The sequence below is a fragment of the Dorea sp. AF24-7LB genome (assembly GCF_003478575.1).
Lineage (GTDB): Bacteria > Bacillota > Clostridia > Lachnospirales > Lachnospiraceae > Dorea_D > Dorea_D hominis.
The window spans coordinates 129,686-144,804 of the sequence record NZ_QUFR01000003.1; the positions used below are offsets into that span (position 1 = coordinate 129,686).

The 15,119-nt window shown below is 41.5% G+C and carries 12 protein-coding genes; all 12 read right to left on the bottom strand.

Annotated features, from left to right (window positions below; translation table 11 throughout):
• Window positions 1–30 precede the first annotated feature (30 nt).
• Window positions 31–1,215 (bottom strand): tRNA uracil 4-sulfurtransferase ThiI, encoded by a 1,185-nt coding sequence (gene thiI, locus DWY31_RS04670; protein ID WP_021861613.1) that lies wholly within the window; start codon window positions 1,213–1,215, stop codon window positions 31–33.
• Window positions 1,216–1,244: 29 nt separating this feature from the next.
• A complete protein-coding gene (locus DWY31_RS04675) occupies window positions 1,245–2,402 on the bottom strand; it encodes a cysteine desulfurase family protein (RefSeq protein WP_117538141.1) in 1,158 nt (385 codons plus the stop codon).
• Between the two features lie 39 nt (window positions 2,403–2,441).
• On the bottom strand, window positions 2,442–3,179 hold the full coding sequence (locus tag DWY31_RS04680; protein ID WP_118519663.1) for a 16S rRNA (uracil(1498)-N(3))-methyltransferase: 738 nt from the start codon (window positions 3,177–3,179) through the stop codon (window positions 2,442–2,444).
• Window positions 3,180–3,212: 33 nt separating this feature from the next.
• The gene (gene prmA, locus DWY31_RS04685) at window positions 3,213–4,169 is read right to left on the bottom strand and encodes a 50S ribosomal protein L11 methyltransferase (RefSeq protein WP_118519711.1); all 957 of its coding nucleotides are present in this window, start codon (window positions 4,167–4,169) and stop codon (window positions 3,213–3,215) included.
• Window positions 4,170–4,264: 95 nt separating this feature from the next.
• The gene (locus tag DWY31_RS04690; RefSeq protein WP_118519664.1) at window positions 4,265–5,863 is read right to left on the bottom strand and encodes a cohesin domain-containing protein; all 1,599 of its coding nucleotides are present in this window, start codon (window positions 5,861–5,863) and stop codon (window positions 4,265–4,267) included.
• Window positions 5,864–5,891: 28 nt separating this feature from the next.
• A complete protein-coding gene (locus tag DWY31_RS04695; RefSeq protein ID WP_199537837.1) occupies window positions 5,892–7,130 on the bottom strand; it encodes an LCP family protein in 1,239 nt (412 codons plus the stop codon).
• A gap of 69 nt (window positions 7,131–7,199) precedes the next feature.
• Complete coding sequence (glf, locus tag DWY31_RS04700; RefSeq protein ID WP_118287752.1) at window positions 7,200–8,297, bottom strand: UDP-galactopyranose mutase; 1,098 nt, start codon at window positions 8,295–8,297, stop codon at window positions 7,200–7,202.
• Window positions 8,298–8,393: 96 nt separating this feature from the next.
• Complete coding sequence (locus DWY31_RS04705) at window positions 8,394–9,836, bottom strand: LCP family protein (RefSeq protein ID WP_118519665.1); 1,443 nt, start codon at window positions 9,834–9,836, stop codon at window positions 8,394–8,396.
• A gap of 24 nt (window positions 9,837–9,860) precedes the next feature.
• Window positions 9,861–11,756, bottom strand: coding sequence for a GH25 family lysozyme (locus DWY31_RS04710; protein ID WP_118519666.1), 1,896 nt, complete (start codon window positions 11,754–11,756; stop codon window positions 9,861–9,863).
• 69 nt (window positions 11,757–11,825) lie between these two features.
• Entirely contained in the window at window positions 11,826–13,433 is a 1,608-nt protein-coding gene (locus tag DWY31_RS04715) for a GH25 family lysozyme (protein WP_118519667.1), read from the bottom strand.
• A gap of 183 nt (window positions 13,434–13,616) precedes the next feature.
• The gene (locus DWY31_RS04720) at window positions 13,617–14,027 is read right to left on the bottom strand and encodes a GtrA family protein (protein WP_021861623.1); all 411 of its coding nucleotides are present in this window, start codon (window positions 14,025–14,027) and stop codon (window positions 13,617–13,619) included.
• 60 nt (window positions 14,028–14,087) lie between these two features.
• On the bottom strand, window positions 14,088–15,110 hold the full coding sequence (locus DWY31_RS04725; protein WP_117538186.1) for a glycosyltransferase family 2 protein: 1,023 nt from the start codon (window positions 15,108–15,110) through the stop codon (window positions 14,088–14,090).
• Window positions 15,111–15,119: the final 9 nt, after the last annotated feature.

A 15,119-nucleotide genomic window follows, 5' to 3' on the forward strand; every position in this document is an offset into this window, starting at 1 on the left:
AGAATGTGCCGGAGCACATTCTTTTTTGTTTTACGGTGTTACTTCAATCACTTCTACTGTATCGATTGCTTCCTGAACCATAGCATCGATCTTCTCAGCCAATTTCTCCTCTGATCTGCGAATCACTTCTATATTCGGCTTTGTAACCGGATGTTTAGCCACAAAAATCGTACAGCAGTCTTCGTACGGCTGAATCGATGTCTCATAAGTGTCGATCTTCTCTGAAATATCTACAATCTCCTGTTTGTCAAATCCAATGACCGGACGATATACCGGAAGTGTGCATACATCATTTGTCGCTGCAAGGCTATGCATTGTCTGACTTGCGACCTGACCAATGCTCTCTCCTGTGATCATTCCAAGACATCCGTCTGCTTTTGCAAAATGTTCTGCAATCCGCATCATATAACGACGCATAATGATCGTCAGCTCATCATGCGGACACTGATCATAAATATAGAGCTGGATATCTGTAAAGTTTACCACATGAAGTTTGATCGGTCCGGAATATCTTGCTACAATCTTTGCAAGGTCTACAACCTTCTGCTTTGCACGTTCACTTGTATACGGTGGTGCATGGAAATAAGTTGCTTCCAGTCCAACTCCACGTTTGGAGATCATATAGCCGGCAACCGGGCTGTCAATGCCGCCTGACAGAAGAAGCATGGCACTTCCATTTGTTCCAACCGGCATTCCGCCTGCTCCCGGAATGATCTGTGAATACACATAAATCTCATTACGTACTTCAACATGCAGCATCACATCTGGTTTGTGCACATCTACATGTGTCTCCGGGAATGCATCCAGAATTGCCTCTCCCAGATCACAATTGATCTCCATGGAAGTCTTCGGGTAAGATTTTCTCGCTCTTCTTGCTTCCACTTTGAAAGAAAGCTTCTTATCCGGATATACTTCATCCATATATGCAACAACATCTTTTTTCAACTGGTCAAAGCCCTGATCTTCCATCCGGACAACCGGACAGATACCTACCAGTCCGAACACTCTTTTTAAATGCTCTACTGTATCATCATAATCATATTCACCTTCACAGTCCACATAAATACGTGCCTGTGATTTATAAACAGTGAAAGTTCCTTCTACATCTTTTAAAGCGTAACGCACCTGTCTTACAAGTGCATCTTCAAAAAGATAACGGTTCTTTCCTTTAATTCCAATCTCTCCATATTTTAACAAAAAAGTATGAAATCTCATCTTATGTCTCCTTTTCGCTTCCGGACCGGTTAGTGTCTGGTATATTTTCTAAGCACCGGTACTATATTATAAAGGGTATCCAAAGTATAGTCAATCTCTTCTGATGTAGTAAATTCCGACATACTGAAGCGAAGTGTGGCATCTAAAAATTCCTGCCCTGCTCCGATTCCTTTTAACACGCCGCTCACCTGCGGATGGTTGGAAGCGCAGGCAGATCCGGAGGATACATAGATTCCCTTTTCCTCCAGTGCATGCAGGAGCACTTCGCTTCGGATACCTGCAAATCCGACACTGATAATATGCGGCGCACTCGTCTCATCATAAAGCCCATGGATCGTCGTATTTTCAATCCTGGCAATTCCTTCGATGAAATGCTCTTTCAGCTTACGCATCTTCTGCACTTTTTCATCCAGATCCTCGTAAATTGTCTTCGCTGCAAGAGACAGTCCTGCAATACCCGGAACGTTTTCCGTACCGGAGCGGATATTCTTCTGCTGTTCTCCTCCAAACAGAATTGGTTTGATCTTCACTTTGCTGTCAATATACAGCACTCCCGTTCCTTTCGGTCCATGAATCTTATGACCGCTGATGGAGCAGAGATCTACACCCAGTTTCTTCGGATGGATCCTGTATTTGCCAAATCCCTGTACTGCATCTACATGAAACAGAATATTTTTATTATATGCTTTCACAATACTTGCCGCTTCTGCGACCGGCTGTACAGAACCAACTTCATTATTTACATACATCACAGACACCAGTATCGTTTCATCACAGAGTGCCTCCTTCAATGCCTCTAACTGCACTCTTCCATAACGGTCAACCGGAAGAAATGTAACCCGGAATCCCTGTTCTTCCAGATAGCGCATCGTATTGATGATCGCAGGATGTTCAATTCCTGTCGTGATCAGATGATTACCTGCGCGTCTGTTTGCCATTGCTGTTCCGATCAGCGCTAGATTATCACTCTCTGTTCCTCCAGATGTGAAAAATATTTCTTTTTCCTGTACTTTTAAAAGTCTGGCAAATGTCTCTTTTGCATCTTTTATATATTGTTCTGCTTCAACGCCTTTTCTGTGCAGAGAAGATGGATTGCCATAATCTTCGCACATCACATGCGCAACCAGTTTTCCGACACTGTCGTAAGCTCTGGTTGTTGCTGAATTGTCCAGATAAACTTCTTTCATGTTCTTCTCTCCTGCTTATTTTCACTATTAGCTTATGTATCATTCTTCCAAATGGAACATAAGTACCGACAACGTTGTAAGTCCCGCTGTCTCCGTTCTTAAAATCCTCTTTCCCAGTGTGATCGTATGTGCGCCTGCCGCCAGTGCCTGTTCGATCTCTGCTTCTTCAAATCCGCCTTCCGGTCCGATAAATATCCCAACGCTCTGCCCCGGCCATATTTTCTCAAGAAGTGTTTTTGTCTCTTTCATACCTTCTGCACATTCATACGGTACGAGAATGACATCCAGCTGCTTTGCCTGTTCCAGTGCTTCTTTAAATGTACACACCGGTATAACTTCCGGGATTACACTCCGACCGGACTGCTTTGCCGCACTTTTGGAAATTTCCTGCCATCGTTCCTGCTTCTTTGCTGCCTTTTTCGCATCCAATTTTACAACGCAGCGCTTCATGGAAACCGGAACAATCTGATAAGCTCCAAGTTCTACCGACTTCTGCACGATCCACTCCATCTTTTCCTGCTTTGGCAGTCCCTGGAACAGATAAATTCTGGATGGAAGTTCTGTACTGCTCTCTTCCTGCGATTCTATTTTAAGTACGGCCTCCTTATCTTCATAAGAATCAATCACACACTGGTATGTCTTTCCGGCTCCGTCACTGACTGTCACACGTTCCCCCGCATGCATACGCAGAACGTTCTTCATATGATTCACATCCGAACCATTCAGACGTATCCACTCACCTTCTGCCTGGGACGGTTCAATAAAAAAATGCTGCATCTTTTTTCTCCTGTCTGAGCTGCCTGTTTTTATTTATGCATTTTTACGTGCGACAACAGAAACCCATTCCCCCTGGTGGTTCACTTCCAGGACTTCCAGTCCTGCCGCCTTTACAGCCTCTGTTACAACTGTTTCTTTGTCCTCAATGATACCACTTGTAATATATACAGCTCCCGGTTTCATCTGGTGTACGATTACCGGAGTCAGTGACTCCAGAACATCCGCAAGGATGTTAGCAAGTACAATGTCGTATTTTTCATATCCGACAGCATCCTGCACGTCTTTATCATCAATAATATTACCGATCATAACTTCATATTGATCTTTTGCTATACCGTTTACTTCCATATTTTCATGGGTGGCATCAAGCGCACACGGATCAAGATCTGTTCCGATGGAATGTCCTGCACCAAACTTCAGTGCAAGCATACCCAGGATACCACTTCCGCATCCTACATCCAGAACAAGATCTCCATTTTTTACATATTTTCTCAGCGCACGGATACAAAGTTGTGTTGTTTCATGCATTCCTGTACCAAAAGCTGTACCCGGATCAATGTGGATCACCAGTTTATCACTGTCTTCTGCTTTTACATCTTCCCAGGATGGAATTACAAGGATATCATCAATATAGAACTGATGGAAATACTGTTTCCAGTTATTTACCCAGTCCACATCTTCTGTCTCGGATTCCTCAATCGTTGCATCTCCTACATCTACATATGCACGCATCTGTTCCATTTCTTCCCTTACCTGTGCAAGGATCGTTCCTGCATCCAGATCCGGGTCAAGATAAAATGTGAGATAGGCAACTCCGTCATCTTCCGGAATATCTGGTAATATATCCACAAACATCTGCTCTTTGTCCTGCTGTGTAAGCGGGATCTTATCTTCAATCTGCACGCCTTCGATTCCAAGATCCGCCAGCATGCTGCTAACAATATCTTCTGCTTCAGTTGTTGTTTTTAATCGGAATTGATTCCATTTCATGATTTTCTCTCCTTCATACAATATATCATCCGTTATATTAACATTGCTCAAAAGCTCCAGCTCTTCCAAACCCAGGAACAGCCAGAGCTTCACAATTAATCAAGGTCAATGAAATCCACCTTAAAGGTATCATCATCTTCCATATGCCCTCTCTTCTTTTTCGGTGTCTCTCCGAGAAGATCATCTAAATCATCAATCGTAAGTTCTTCTCTTGGAGTATATCCGGCAAATACATTTTTATCCAGATTGCCGTAATCATCCTCTTCATAAGTAATCTCTCCGAATTCGTCTTCGTCATAAGCATCGTATTCGTCTTCAAAATCATCTTCGTCATAAGCATCTTCATACGCGTCTTCTGCATCATATGCATCATAATCATCTTCTACATATGCTTCTTCAAATGCATCTCCATCATCTACATTATCAAAATCTTCTCCGTCGTAAGTTTCAAAATCATCTTCATCTGATTGTTTTTTCTTACCAAAACGAGATTCTTTTTTATTCTTCTTTTCTTTTTTGTTTTTTACCGGTACCGGCTCTTCTTCCACATCAATACCGTACTCATCATAAAGCTCATCTAACTCTGCGTTACGGTTATGCAGTTTGATACCAAGAATAATAAGGATCAGTAAAAGAACAACTGCTCCGATTCCTCCTGCAAGAACAATCATCTGTAAATGATCATTTACAAATGCCGGAAGCTTGTTGGAAGTAGTTTTACTGGATGTATCTGTCTTAGAAGTCTCAGACGGATCATCCATTCTCTGGTAAGTATTCTCCTGGGAATCATACTGATAATATCCGGTCTCGCCTTTGTCATTCATTGCATACAGGACATAATAATCTGTACTGTCACTATTCTGCCATACCGGAAATTCTTTATCATTTAAAGTCAGCTTTGCTTCCTGATAATTCGATGGAAGCTTTACTTTGGACGTATCGCTCAGCACAACAATAGATGTACTGTCAGAAATACTGACTTCCTCATATGGAGAAAAAGTTGCATCTTCTTCATTATACATGAAAAAGTCACCTTTTTTATCACTGTCCATCAAATAACCAAGTGTAATGCCACTGTCTTCATTCTTCACCATCTGACGGTCTTCTCCGTCCAGTGAAACAGTCACTCTGGAATATCCCGTCGGAACATCATTATCTGAAAATTCATCTGTCAGCGTATAAGACTTTCCATTTACTTTTACAGTCTTATCTGCTGCATTTCCAGCTTTGCTGCTCTTGGAATCACTTTTTATCTTGGATGGATCACCCGCTGCAATCTTAACTGTTGAATTCCCCTGATCCAGTGTCAGTGTCGTACCGACATCGGACGCAATCGTTGCGCCGGAAACTTCAACCTTGGTGCTTCCTTCTTTTAACGCCTGAAACTTCATTGTAAAAGAAGTTTCTGTAGAGCCGCCGGTTCCTGTATAAGTCAGTGCTCCGCCATTTTCCTTCACACCATCTCCAGATTCAAATTTCAATGAAGCCGTATCATAGCTCAACTTCACTTCCATATTTCCAAGGCTTGAACTTGTGGAGCGTACTACACATTTCACTTCTACTTCATCTCCAACTGCTGTGCTTGGATCTGTAAAAGAGATTCTTCCATCTGCTGCATGTGCAACGAAAGAAAAACAAGACACGCACAGACAGAGAGTCAATAAAGCTGCACTGAGTTTCTTAAATGCTTTCATGTTCTTTCTATTCCTCCTAAATCAACTTTTATTCTGTCCCGCCACCAGTTGTATTATTATTACTTTTACTATTTCCGGAGTCACTGGTTGAGTTTGTAATCACCGGTTTATTACTGTTATTGTTATTGTTATTGTTACTATTACTGTTATTATCTGTATTCGTCTCTTCTTCTGTATTCATATTCGCCGGACGTACAACATTCGTCAGATTGGAAATCTCTGTTGAAATCATCTGCACTGTAGAAGATACCGTTTTTGTCTCGTTCGGGTACAGGAACTTATGCAATTCTTCTACATTCTCAGCCAGTCCAAGCGGTACAACAACATCTCCTGCAGTCCTGTAGATAATTCCATCCGTCTTCTCAAACGGGAAGCCCTGACTGTCACCCAGCTTATAACTTGAGGCACTCGCCGCAAGCGAAAGTACTTCTTTCAGCGAAAAACTCGTAGATACCTGCGGAAATATCTTATCCACAATCTTATTAAGTGTACCAATGTCTGCTTTAATACCTTTCTCGTACAACTTCTTAATCACAAGACGCTGTCTCTCTGTACGCTTGTAATCTCCGCCTTCCAGCTTACGAAGTCTTGCATATGTTACAGCCTGCGGTCCATCCAGTGTATAGACACCACCGCCATTTAACTTATGCGCCTTCTTCTTGGATGCTTTTGCTGTCTCACCGACATACTTATTCAGCATCTTCGCTTCCGGATCGGTTACCTGTATCTTAATTCCGCCAAGCATATCTACCACATCAGACATTGCTTTGAAATCGACGGTTGCATAATCCTGAATATCCAGGTCCAGATTCTTGTTCAGCATGTTGATTGCTGCTTTCGGACCGCCTGAAAAATATGCATGATTCGCTTTATTATAGGTATTATCATCCTGCTGCAGAAGCGTATCTCGGTAAATGGACGCCATACGGATCACACCTTCTTTGTGGTCAAGCGCTACAACTATGATCGTATCCGTGCGCGTACCGGCTTCCAGTTCTCCTTCTCTGGAGTCGCCTCCGAATAACGCTACTGTTGTATATCCTTCCTTCTTCACTCCGGAATTGATTTTAATATCATCTGAGTTAATCTCTACACGCTGGAACTTGTCATACTTCGCCATGACAAAAGCTGTTGCGGACAATGCGAGCAATATGATCACTTCGATTGCCAGTACGATTGCACGCCTTCTTCTTCTGTTCCTTCGCTTTTTTCTGGCCTTGGCAGCCTGCACTGCTTTAAGGTTTCTCTGATTCCTCTTCTTTGCCATATCAAGCCTCACTTTTCTTTTTATACAAAATACTACAATATATTACTATATTTTCGCAAAAAGTGCAACCTAAATTAACTCTTCTTTCGTAACCCGAAGAGCTTCTGCTACGACATGGTGCATATCCATGTATTTATATGTTCCAAGTCTTCCTCCAAAAATGACTTTCTTTTCTTCCTTTGCAAGTTCCTCATAAGAATGATACAGCATATTATTCTTCTCATTATTTACCGGATAGTAAGGCTCATCACCTTTCTTCCATGCTGCAGGATATTCTCTAGAGATGACCGTCTTATCCTGTGTGCCAAACTCGAAATGCTTGTGTTCAATGATTCTTGTGTACGGTACTTCGTATTCCGTATAATTTACAACTGCATTTCCCTGATAATTCGGCTGATCCAGTACTTCCGTTTCAAAAGAAACACTGCGGTACTCCAGTTCTCCGAACTGATATCCATAATATGCATCGATCGGGCCGGTATATACTACTTTCTCTGCAAGTGCATCCAGTTCGTCTTTGTGTTCCAGGTAATCCACACCAAGTCTTACTTCTGCCTTTGCAAGCATCTTCTCGATCATAGCTGTATATCCACCAATCGGGATTCCCTGATAAATATCATTAAAATAATTATTATCATAAATATACCGCACCGGCAGACGTTTAATAATCTCCGGTGGAAGCTCTGTTGCGCGATGCCCCCACTGCTTCTCTGTATATCCTTTGATCAGTTTCTCATAAATATCTTTTCCGACCAGGTTGAGTGCCTGTTCTTCTAAATTCGCCGGATGCTCTGTGCGATAAGCTGCTGCCTGTTCTTCAATCTTCGCTTTTGCCTCTGCCGGTGTCACAACACCCCACAGTTTATTGAATGTGTTCATATTAAATGGAAGATTATAGATTTCTCCTTTATAATTCGCTACCGGACTGTTCGTATAACGGTTGAACTCTGCAAACTGCTGTACATACTCCCAGACTTCTCTGTTGCTTGTATGGAAAATGTGCGCTCCATACTGGTGAACCTGAATTCCTTCAACTTCTTTTGTATAAATATTTCCACCAATATGATCTCTTTTCTCCACTACCAGACATTGTTTTCCTTTTTTTCCCGCTTCATACGCGAAAATGGATCCGAATAAACCAGATCCGACAATTAAATAATCATACATCATTTTTCCACCCGTTTTTCTACATTTTTTTGTGTTTATTCTAACAAAAAAAGGATGTACATGTCAATTATGTACACCCTTTCCTTATTATTTTACTTATTCTGCTTCGTTTTCACTGCTTCCGCCTCCGGTATTGCCGTCTCCGGATTCACTGCTTCCGCCTCCGGATTCACTGCTTCCATCTCCGGTATTACTTCCAGAGTTTCCGCCTGTACTGCCTCCGGTATTTCCACCTGTGCTGCCTCCGGTATTTCCAGAATGATTTCCCGAATTGTTATTCTTATTGCTGTTGTTATTTTTATTACTGTTTGTACCGCTGTTTCCGTTGTTACGATTACTGTTCGTATTATTATGGTAACTGCTGTTGTTATTCTTATAAGACCTTGTCGGTGTATACTTATTCGACTCCTGTGCCTTATCTTCCGGCGCTGTCTTATATGTCTTACTGTTCAACGTCGAACTGCTTTCTGCCTGTCTCTGTCCGACTCTTGCAACAACTGCATTGCTGATTGTCTTCACTTCACTGGATGTTTTGTAATTTTCATCATCATACAGAAACTTATGCAGTTCTTTTACATTGTTGTCCAGTTTTACCGGAATAACGATACTTCCCAGTCCGGAAATCGTATCTGTCGTTTTTTCAAATGGGAATCCGGATGAGGCACCGATCTTATACTTTGTAAAATCTTTCGCATAAGAGAGGATCTCTGCTGCTGAAAAGTTTGTCTTAATTGTCGGAAGTAATTTATCAATGATCTTGTTGATCGTAGCAAAATCTGATTTCTGTGCCTTCTCAACGATCTTCTGGATAACGAGACGCTGTCTCTCCGTTCGTGTGAAATCCCCGCCCGCTGTTGAACGGATACGTGCATAGGTTGTCGCCTGCACGCCATTGAGATGCTGTTTTCCAGGCTTGGTAACTTTCTTTGCCTTTTTCTTTGCAACTCTGGCTGTCTCACCAACAAACTTATTCAGATACTGGATCTCTTCTTTTTTCACATTTATATCCAGACCACCAAGTAAGTCTATCGTTTCTGAAATAGCTGCAAAATCCACAGTTGCAAACTTTTCAATATCCAGATCCAGATTCTTATTCAGCATATTGATTGCCTGTGTCGGACCACCGAAACTATATGCTGCATTACATTTTTGCAGGTGTCCGTCTTTGATGTCCAGAAGAGTATCTCTGTAAACACTGGACATACGTACTTCTTTTGTCTTATTATTCAGACTTGCTACAATAATACAGTCTGTTCTGGTTCCTTTTTCCAGCTCACCGCTTCTGGAATCGATTCCGAAAAGTGCTACATTCGTATAACCTTCCCCGGTCTCTTCTGCTTCTTTGTTCACCTGAATATCTGCCGCATCGATTTCCTCCGTGTCAAGTTTGCCAAGCTTGGCTGCCACAAATATCACGCCGCTTGCCGCAAGACAAAGCACCAAACTTCCCATACAGAGTGCAATCTTCTTTTCTATGCTTAGACGCGAGAACCAGTTTCCTGCTCTTCTTCTGCGTCTTCTGCGCCTCTTTCCTGCCATGTTGTACCTCATTTCTTCTTAAATTTATCTTGTCATGCCATTCTTCGGATTCGAGTAAAATCCATAAACCTTTTTCGTCCCGTTCTTCTGATATGCACGTATTTTATACTTGTACTTTGTACGCTTTTTCAGTCCTTTATCCGTATAAGAAACAGTTTTTGGATTCGTGAGCGTTTTTATCTTCTTATACGCTTTCTTCTTCGTATTATAGCGGACAATCTCATACCCATCCGCACCTATAATCTGTTTCCAGCTTAGTTTTATTTTACTTCTTGAAACGGCCTGTGTCTTAAGAGATGGAAAACCAATGCGTGCTCCCGCACCGGTCTTTATGTAGCTTTTCATTACATATCCCGTCTTCTTCGTTCCGTTCAGCTTCGCTGTAACTTTATACCAGCCGCTGCGTGCTCCTGTTACCGATACTGTTTTTCCTCTTGTAAGAGTTCCCTGGCTCTTATAAGAAGTAGATGGTCCTTTGCGGAAATTCACACTTGAAACGCTGACTCTTCCTGTCTCTGCTTTCTTCGTTACCGCTTTTGCTTCTGTATACCCGCTGTATCCTTTTACGCCACTTACCGATTTATATGCACGAATCCGGTATGTATAGGTCTTAGAAGCATCCAGATCCGCATCTGTATAAGATAACGTCTTCGGACTTGTAACGGTCTTTATCGTAGTATAAGACTTCTTCGCAGAATCATAACGCTGTATAATATATCCGCTTGCGTCTGCTGCCTGTTCCCAGCCAAGTAAAATCCGATCCAGTGCTGTTCCTTTTGCTGAAAGTGCGGTGCCGTCAATTCCGGTTACACCTGTAGCTACCGGTGTGAAAGAACTGTAATCTTCCCCTGCATCTTTCTCTAAAAATGCACGCACTTTGTAAGTTCCCGCCTCGCCTTTTCCAAGTCCGGTATCTGTATAAGTTGTTGCATCCGCATCTTCGATCGTTGCAATCTTTACATATTTATCTGCTATATTTTTCTTGAAAACTTCATAGCCGGATGCATGCTCGATTGGCTCCCACTGTATCGTAATACTATCCTGTGTTGTCTTTTTTATCTTCAAAGTTTCCTGCTGTTTTACATAACGGAAGTTCATATCTACATTCTTATCATTGATTCCGCTTATTCTTCCAGTCGGGCTATACTGCCAGTATTCGTATGTTCTTCCATAAGTAACTTTCGTATTATACTGTGCCAGCCAGATCTTATATTTACTATCGATCTGATCTGCATACATATCATTTGTCAGCATCGAACGATTCGCATAAACCATCGGTGTGTAGCCTTTGGATGCAACTCTTGCGCAAAACGCATTGCAGATCTTCGTCTTCTTCGTTCTGCTGAGTTTCGCAGTTGCCAGTCTTCCCAGCGTCGGCGTTACATATTCGTAATCCAGGACAATCGGAAGCTTTAATTTGTATTTGCTGACTTTTGAAATAATATAATCCGCTTCTTCTCTCGCTTCTTTCTCTGTGATCGCCTGTGAGAAAATATAAGCGCCAACCGGGATGCCCGCATTGATCGCTGCCGGAATATAATTATCTACCTGCTTGTCCGGATATAATTTTCCTTCTCCGTAAGAGCGGTATCCCGCACGGATGATCGCAAACTGCACACCGGCAGCCTTTACTTTCTTCCAATCAATATTCCCCTGATGATAAGATACATCAATTCCGGTCTGGATCTCATATCCGTCTTTAAACTTAGACGCATGCTGATATTTCGAATTGTTGATCACTGCTCTTGCTTTTGCCGAAGCAGGTGTATCATAAAATTCCGGTGCAATCTTTCCGTTCAGACGGTAATCTCCCGGGTCACCATCTTCAGGTATCTCTGCGGCTTTTGTACAAAACGGAAGCATGGAAATACTTACACACATTGTCAAAAGCGCCGCCAGTATTCTTGTTCTCTTTTTCATTCTCCTTTTATAATCTCCTCATATTCTGGTATTGCCTGTCATTCCATGAAAGTTAAACTAATTTTTAATTTACAATATACTTACATAACTTGTCAACATATAGCCTGTCTTTTTCTTGCCTTTTACAGAAAATGAGATTTTATACCAGCTTCCCTTTGTTCCTATCACCGAAATCTCTGTTCCTTTTGTAAGAGTTTTCACTTTTTTATAAGAAGTTCCCGGACCTTTACGCACATTGACATTCGTTGCATTTACTTTTGCCTGACGCGATGTGATCTTCACATAATCATCTAAAATATAGCCTGTTTTACTCTTTCCGTTTATACTTGCTTTTACTTTATACCAGCTTCCGCTCTTCCCAGTCAGAGTAACATTTTTTCCTTTTTTCAACTGCGCGATCTTTGCTTTAGAAATTGATGCGCCTTTACGGAAATTTACATTGCTGCCTTTGATTTTTCCGGAAACCGCTTTTTTCGTAGTCGCTTTCACAGCCGAAGTATAGGAACTGTACACTGTTGTTCCGTTTGCTTTCTTATATGCACGGACACGATATTTGTATGTCGTTGCTGCATTTAAACCTGTATGATTGTAGGACACTGTAGAACCATTGCTAATCGTCTTTATTGTCTCGTAGGCTTTTTTTGAGCTATTGTATTTTTGAATCTTATAACCGCTTGCTCCGTTCACTTTACTCCAGGATAATTTTACCGTATAAAAATTCTTTCCGGATGCTTTAAGAGCCGGAGTCTTCAATGTTCCGGATGCTGTTGTGTCTGAAGTATCTTTTTTTATGTAGCGGAAGTTCATATCCACCCTTCCGCTGATTCCATCCACAGCTCCGGCCGCAGAATATTGCCAGAAATTATAATCTCCGGTATACGTCGTTTTAGATGTATAATTGGCAAGCCAGATCATATAGTTTTTGCTGATATCGGATGCATTTAACTTATTTTTCAACATATCAGCATTTGCATATACCATCGGTGTGTAGCCTTTAGATGCCACTCTCGCGCAAAATGCATTGCATATGGCAGTTGCCTTTGATTTGCTTAATTTGGCATCATAGAGACGTCCTTCATTCTTTCCGCTATCACTGTAATATTCAAAATCCATCACCAGTGGCAGTGTAATCTTATATCCTTTTACCTGGGAAATCAGAAGATCTGCTTCTGCTTTTGCCTCTGCTTCCGTCGTTGCCTGTGAAAATATGTATGCCCCTACAGGAATTCCTGCTGCAAGCGCGTTTTTCAGATTTGTCACACCTGTTTCATCGATTCCCATGGATCCGGCAGAGCCATATCCGCGGTAAGCCATACGCACCAGCGCAAACTGAACACCGGCTTTTTTCGCTCTGCCCCAGTCAATCTTTCCATTCCATTTGGATACATCGACTCCGGTCTGGATTGTATAACCGCTCTTGAACTTATCTGCATGCTTATAGTTCGCCGTTGTTCTTGTCATTGACTGTCCACCAAAAAATTCCGGTGCAATATGTCCGGCTAATCTTCCGGCTCCCGGATCGTCTGCTCCGTTCACATTAGAAGCTTCTGTATTTTCCGTTTCCTGTGTTACTGTTGTTTCTGCCGTCGCATCCTGCGCATATACAGATGCCGGAACTGCGGCCACACAAAGTGCCAGTGCTGTCATCATTGCTACAAGTATATTCCGTTTCTTCATATTTATTATCTCCTGTTCTATTTCCCTACACCCAAATCATCTGCAGAAACTATTTCTAACAATTTCTTTCAGATAATAGCTTTACTAAAACAGAATACCGTAACAATGCGGTTATTGTCAAATTTCAGGAAGCTGTATTGGCATTTTCTATAAAATATTTTAATTATAGGAAAAAGGTGGAATTTATTCTTTTCCACCTTTAAAAACTACAAATCTCTGTCCAAAATAATTCAGTCCCACAAACAGACACATTCCTGCAAACATGGCAATATTATCTTGTATCTTTGTGCCATACCCGCTGAAGATCTGATATACACATGGCTTTGCGATACCATATGCCAGAACATAACAGATTACAATATTTACAGCAAATGTTATCACTTCGCGAAGTGATTTTTCTTTACTCCGGAACGTAAAATGTTTATTCAGAAAATAACTTACAATACTTCCTATAATATAATTGCACGCGGAAGCAATCCAGTATCCGGTATGGAATCCATTATACAGCAAAAACATTACCGCTGATCCCACCAGTGTATTGATCACTCCAACGATCAAAAATTTTATTGTTACCCAATCAATTACTTTCTTCATCTTATTTTCGTTCTTCCCTCTTTTGTTTTCTTTTTCTATTGCCTTTTATTTTCTCTCATTTTACTTTTTATCAGTTCCCATATCCTGCTTGGCATCTGTATCTTTGTAAGTACGCTCACTGATAATATAACGTGGGCGATGCTTAGTCTCCAGATAAATCTTTCCAATATATTCTCCAATCACACCAAGAAATAACATCTGGATTCCTCCGATAAAACATACAATACAGGTTACACTCGCCCATCCCGGTGCCGTCTCTCCAACCAGCGCACCGATCACTGCCCAAAGGATTCCGATAAAGCTCAGACTTGCAACAAGCAACCCAAAGGAAGTAATCAAACGAATCGGTTTTACTGACAGACTGGTAATTCCATCAAAGGCAAGCGCAAGCATTTTCTTTAACGGATAATGGCTTTCTCCGGCGATACGCTCTGCTCTTTCATAATATACAGACGTACTTTTAAAACCAACAAGTGGAACCATGCCACGAAGGAAAATGTTTACTTCTTTATAATTCGCAAATTCCTGTAATACACGACTGGAAATCAGGCGATAATCTGCATGATTATAAACAACCTCCGCTCCCATCCAGTTTAATAACTTATAAAACCCTTCTGCCGTAAACCGCTTAAAAACTGTATCCGTATCTCGTTTTGAACGTACGCCATACACAACTTCACAGCCATCCAGATACGCATCTACCATACGATCCATGGCGTTAATATCATCTTGTCCGTCGCAATCAATCGAAATTGTAATATCACACTGGTCTTTTGCTTCCATAAGACCTGCCAGTACAGCATTCTGATGTCCTCGGTTCCGGCTCTGGCAGATTCCAATATAATGCAGATCTTCTGCTGAGAGTTTCCGGATAATATCCCATGTTGAATCTTTTGATCCATCATTTACAAATAATATCCGGCTGTCATCTGTAATCTTTTCTTCTGTTACTAACTGCTGAATCTTTGCCAGAAACTGCTTACTGGTAATCGGCAGTACTTCCTCTTCATTGTAACACGGAATTACAATATAAAGAGTTGGTGTTTTCTCTCTGATATTCTTTATTTCTATATTGTTCTCCATATTTGTTTC

What these genes read in the sequence shown, in the direction of transcription:
- DWY31_RS04725 (WP_117538186.1), bottom strand. Translation starts at nt 15,110, where the DNA reads ATGGAGAACAATATAGAAATAAAGAATATCAGAGAGAAAACACCAACT.
- DWY31_RS04710 (WP_118519666.1), bottom strand. Translation starts at nt 11,756, where the DNA reads ATGAAAAAGAGAACAAGAATACTGGCGGCGCTTTTGACAATGTGTGTA.
- DWY31_RS04680 (WP_118519663.1), bottom strand. Translation starts at nt 3,179, where the DNA reads ATGCAGCATTTTTTTATTGAACCGTCCCAGGCAGAAGGTGAGTGGATA.
- prmA (WP_118519711.1), bottom strand. Translation starts at nt 4,169, where the DNA reads ATGAAATGGAATCAATTCCGATTAAAAACAACAACTGAAGCAGAAGAT.
- glf (WP_118287752.1), bottom strand. Translation starts at nt 8,297, where the DNA reads ATGTATGATTATTTAATTGTCGGATCTGGTTTATTCGGATCCATTTTC.
- DWY31_RS04720 (WP_021861623.1), bottom strand. Translation starts at nt 14,027, where the DNA reads ATGAAGAAAGTAATTGATTGGGTAACAATAAAATTTTTGATCGTTGGA.
- thiI (WP_021861613.1), bottom strand. Translation starts at nt 1,215, where the DNA reads ATGAGATTTCATACTTTTTTGTTAAAATATGGAGAGATTGGAATTAAA.
- DWY31_RS04715 (WP_118519667.1), bottom strand. Translation starts at nt 13,433, where the DNA reads ATGAAGAAACGGAATATACTTGTAGCAATGATGACAGCACTGGCACTT.
- DWY31_RS04695 (WP_199537837.1), bottom strand. Translation starts at nt 7,130, where the DNA reads ATGGCAAAGAAGAGGAATCAGAGAAACCTTAAAGCAGTGCAGGCTGCC.
- DWY31_RS04705 (WP_118519665.1), bottom strand. Translation starts at nt 9,836, where the DNA reads ATGGCAGGAAAGAGGCGCAGAAGACGCAGAAGAAGAGCAGGAAACTGG.
- DWY31_RS04675 (WP_117538141.1), bottom strand. Translation starts at nt 2,402, where the DNA reads ATGAAAGAAGTTTATCTGGACAATTCAGCAACAACCAGAGCTTACGAC.
- DWY31_RS04690 (WP_118519664.1), bottom strand. Translation starts at nt 5,863, where the DNA reads ATGAAAGCATTTAAGAAACTCAGTGCAGCTTTATTGACTCTCTGTCTG.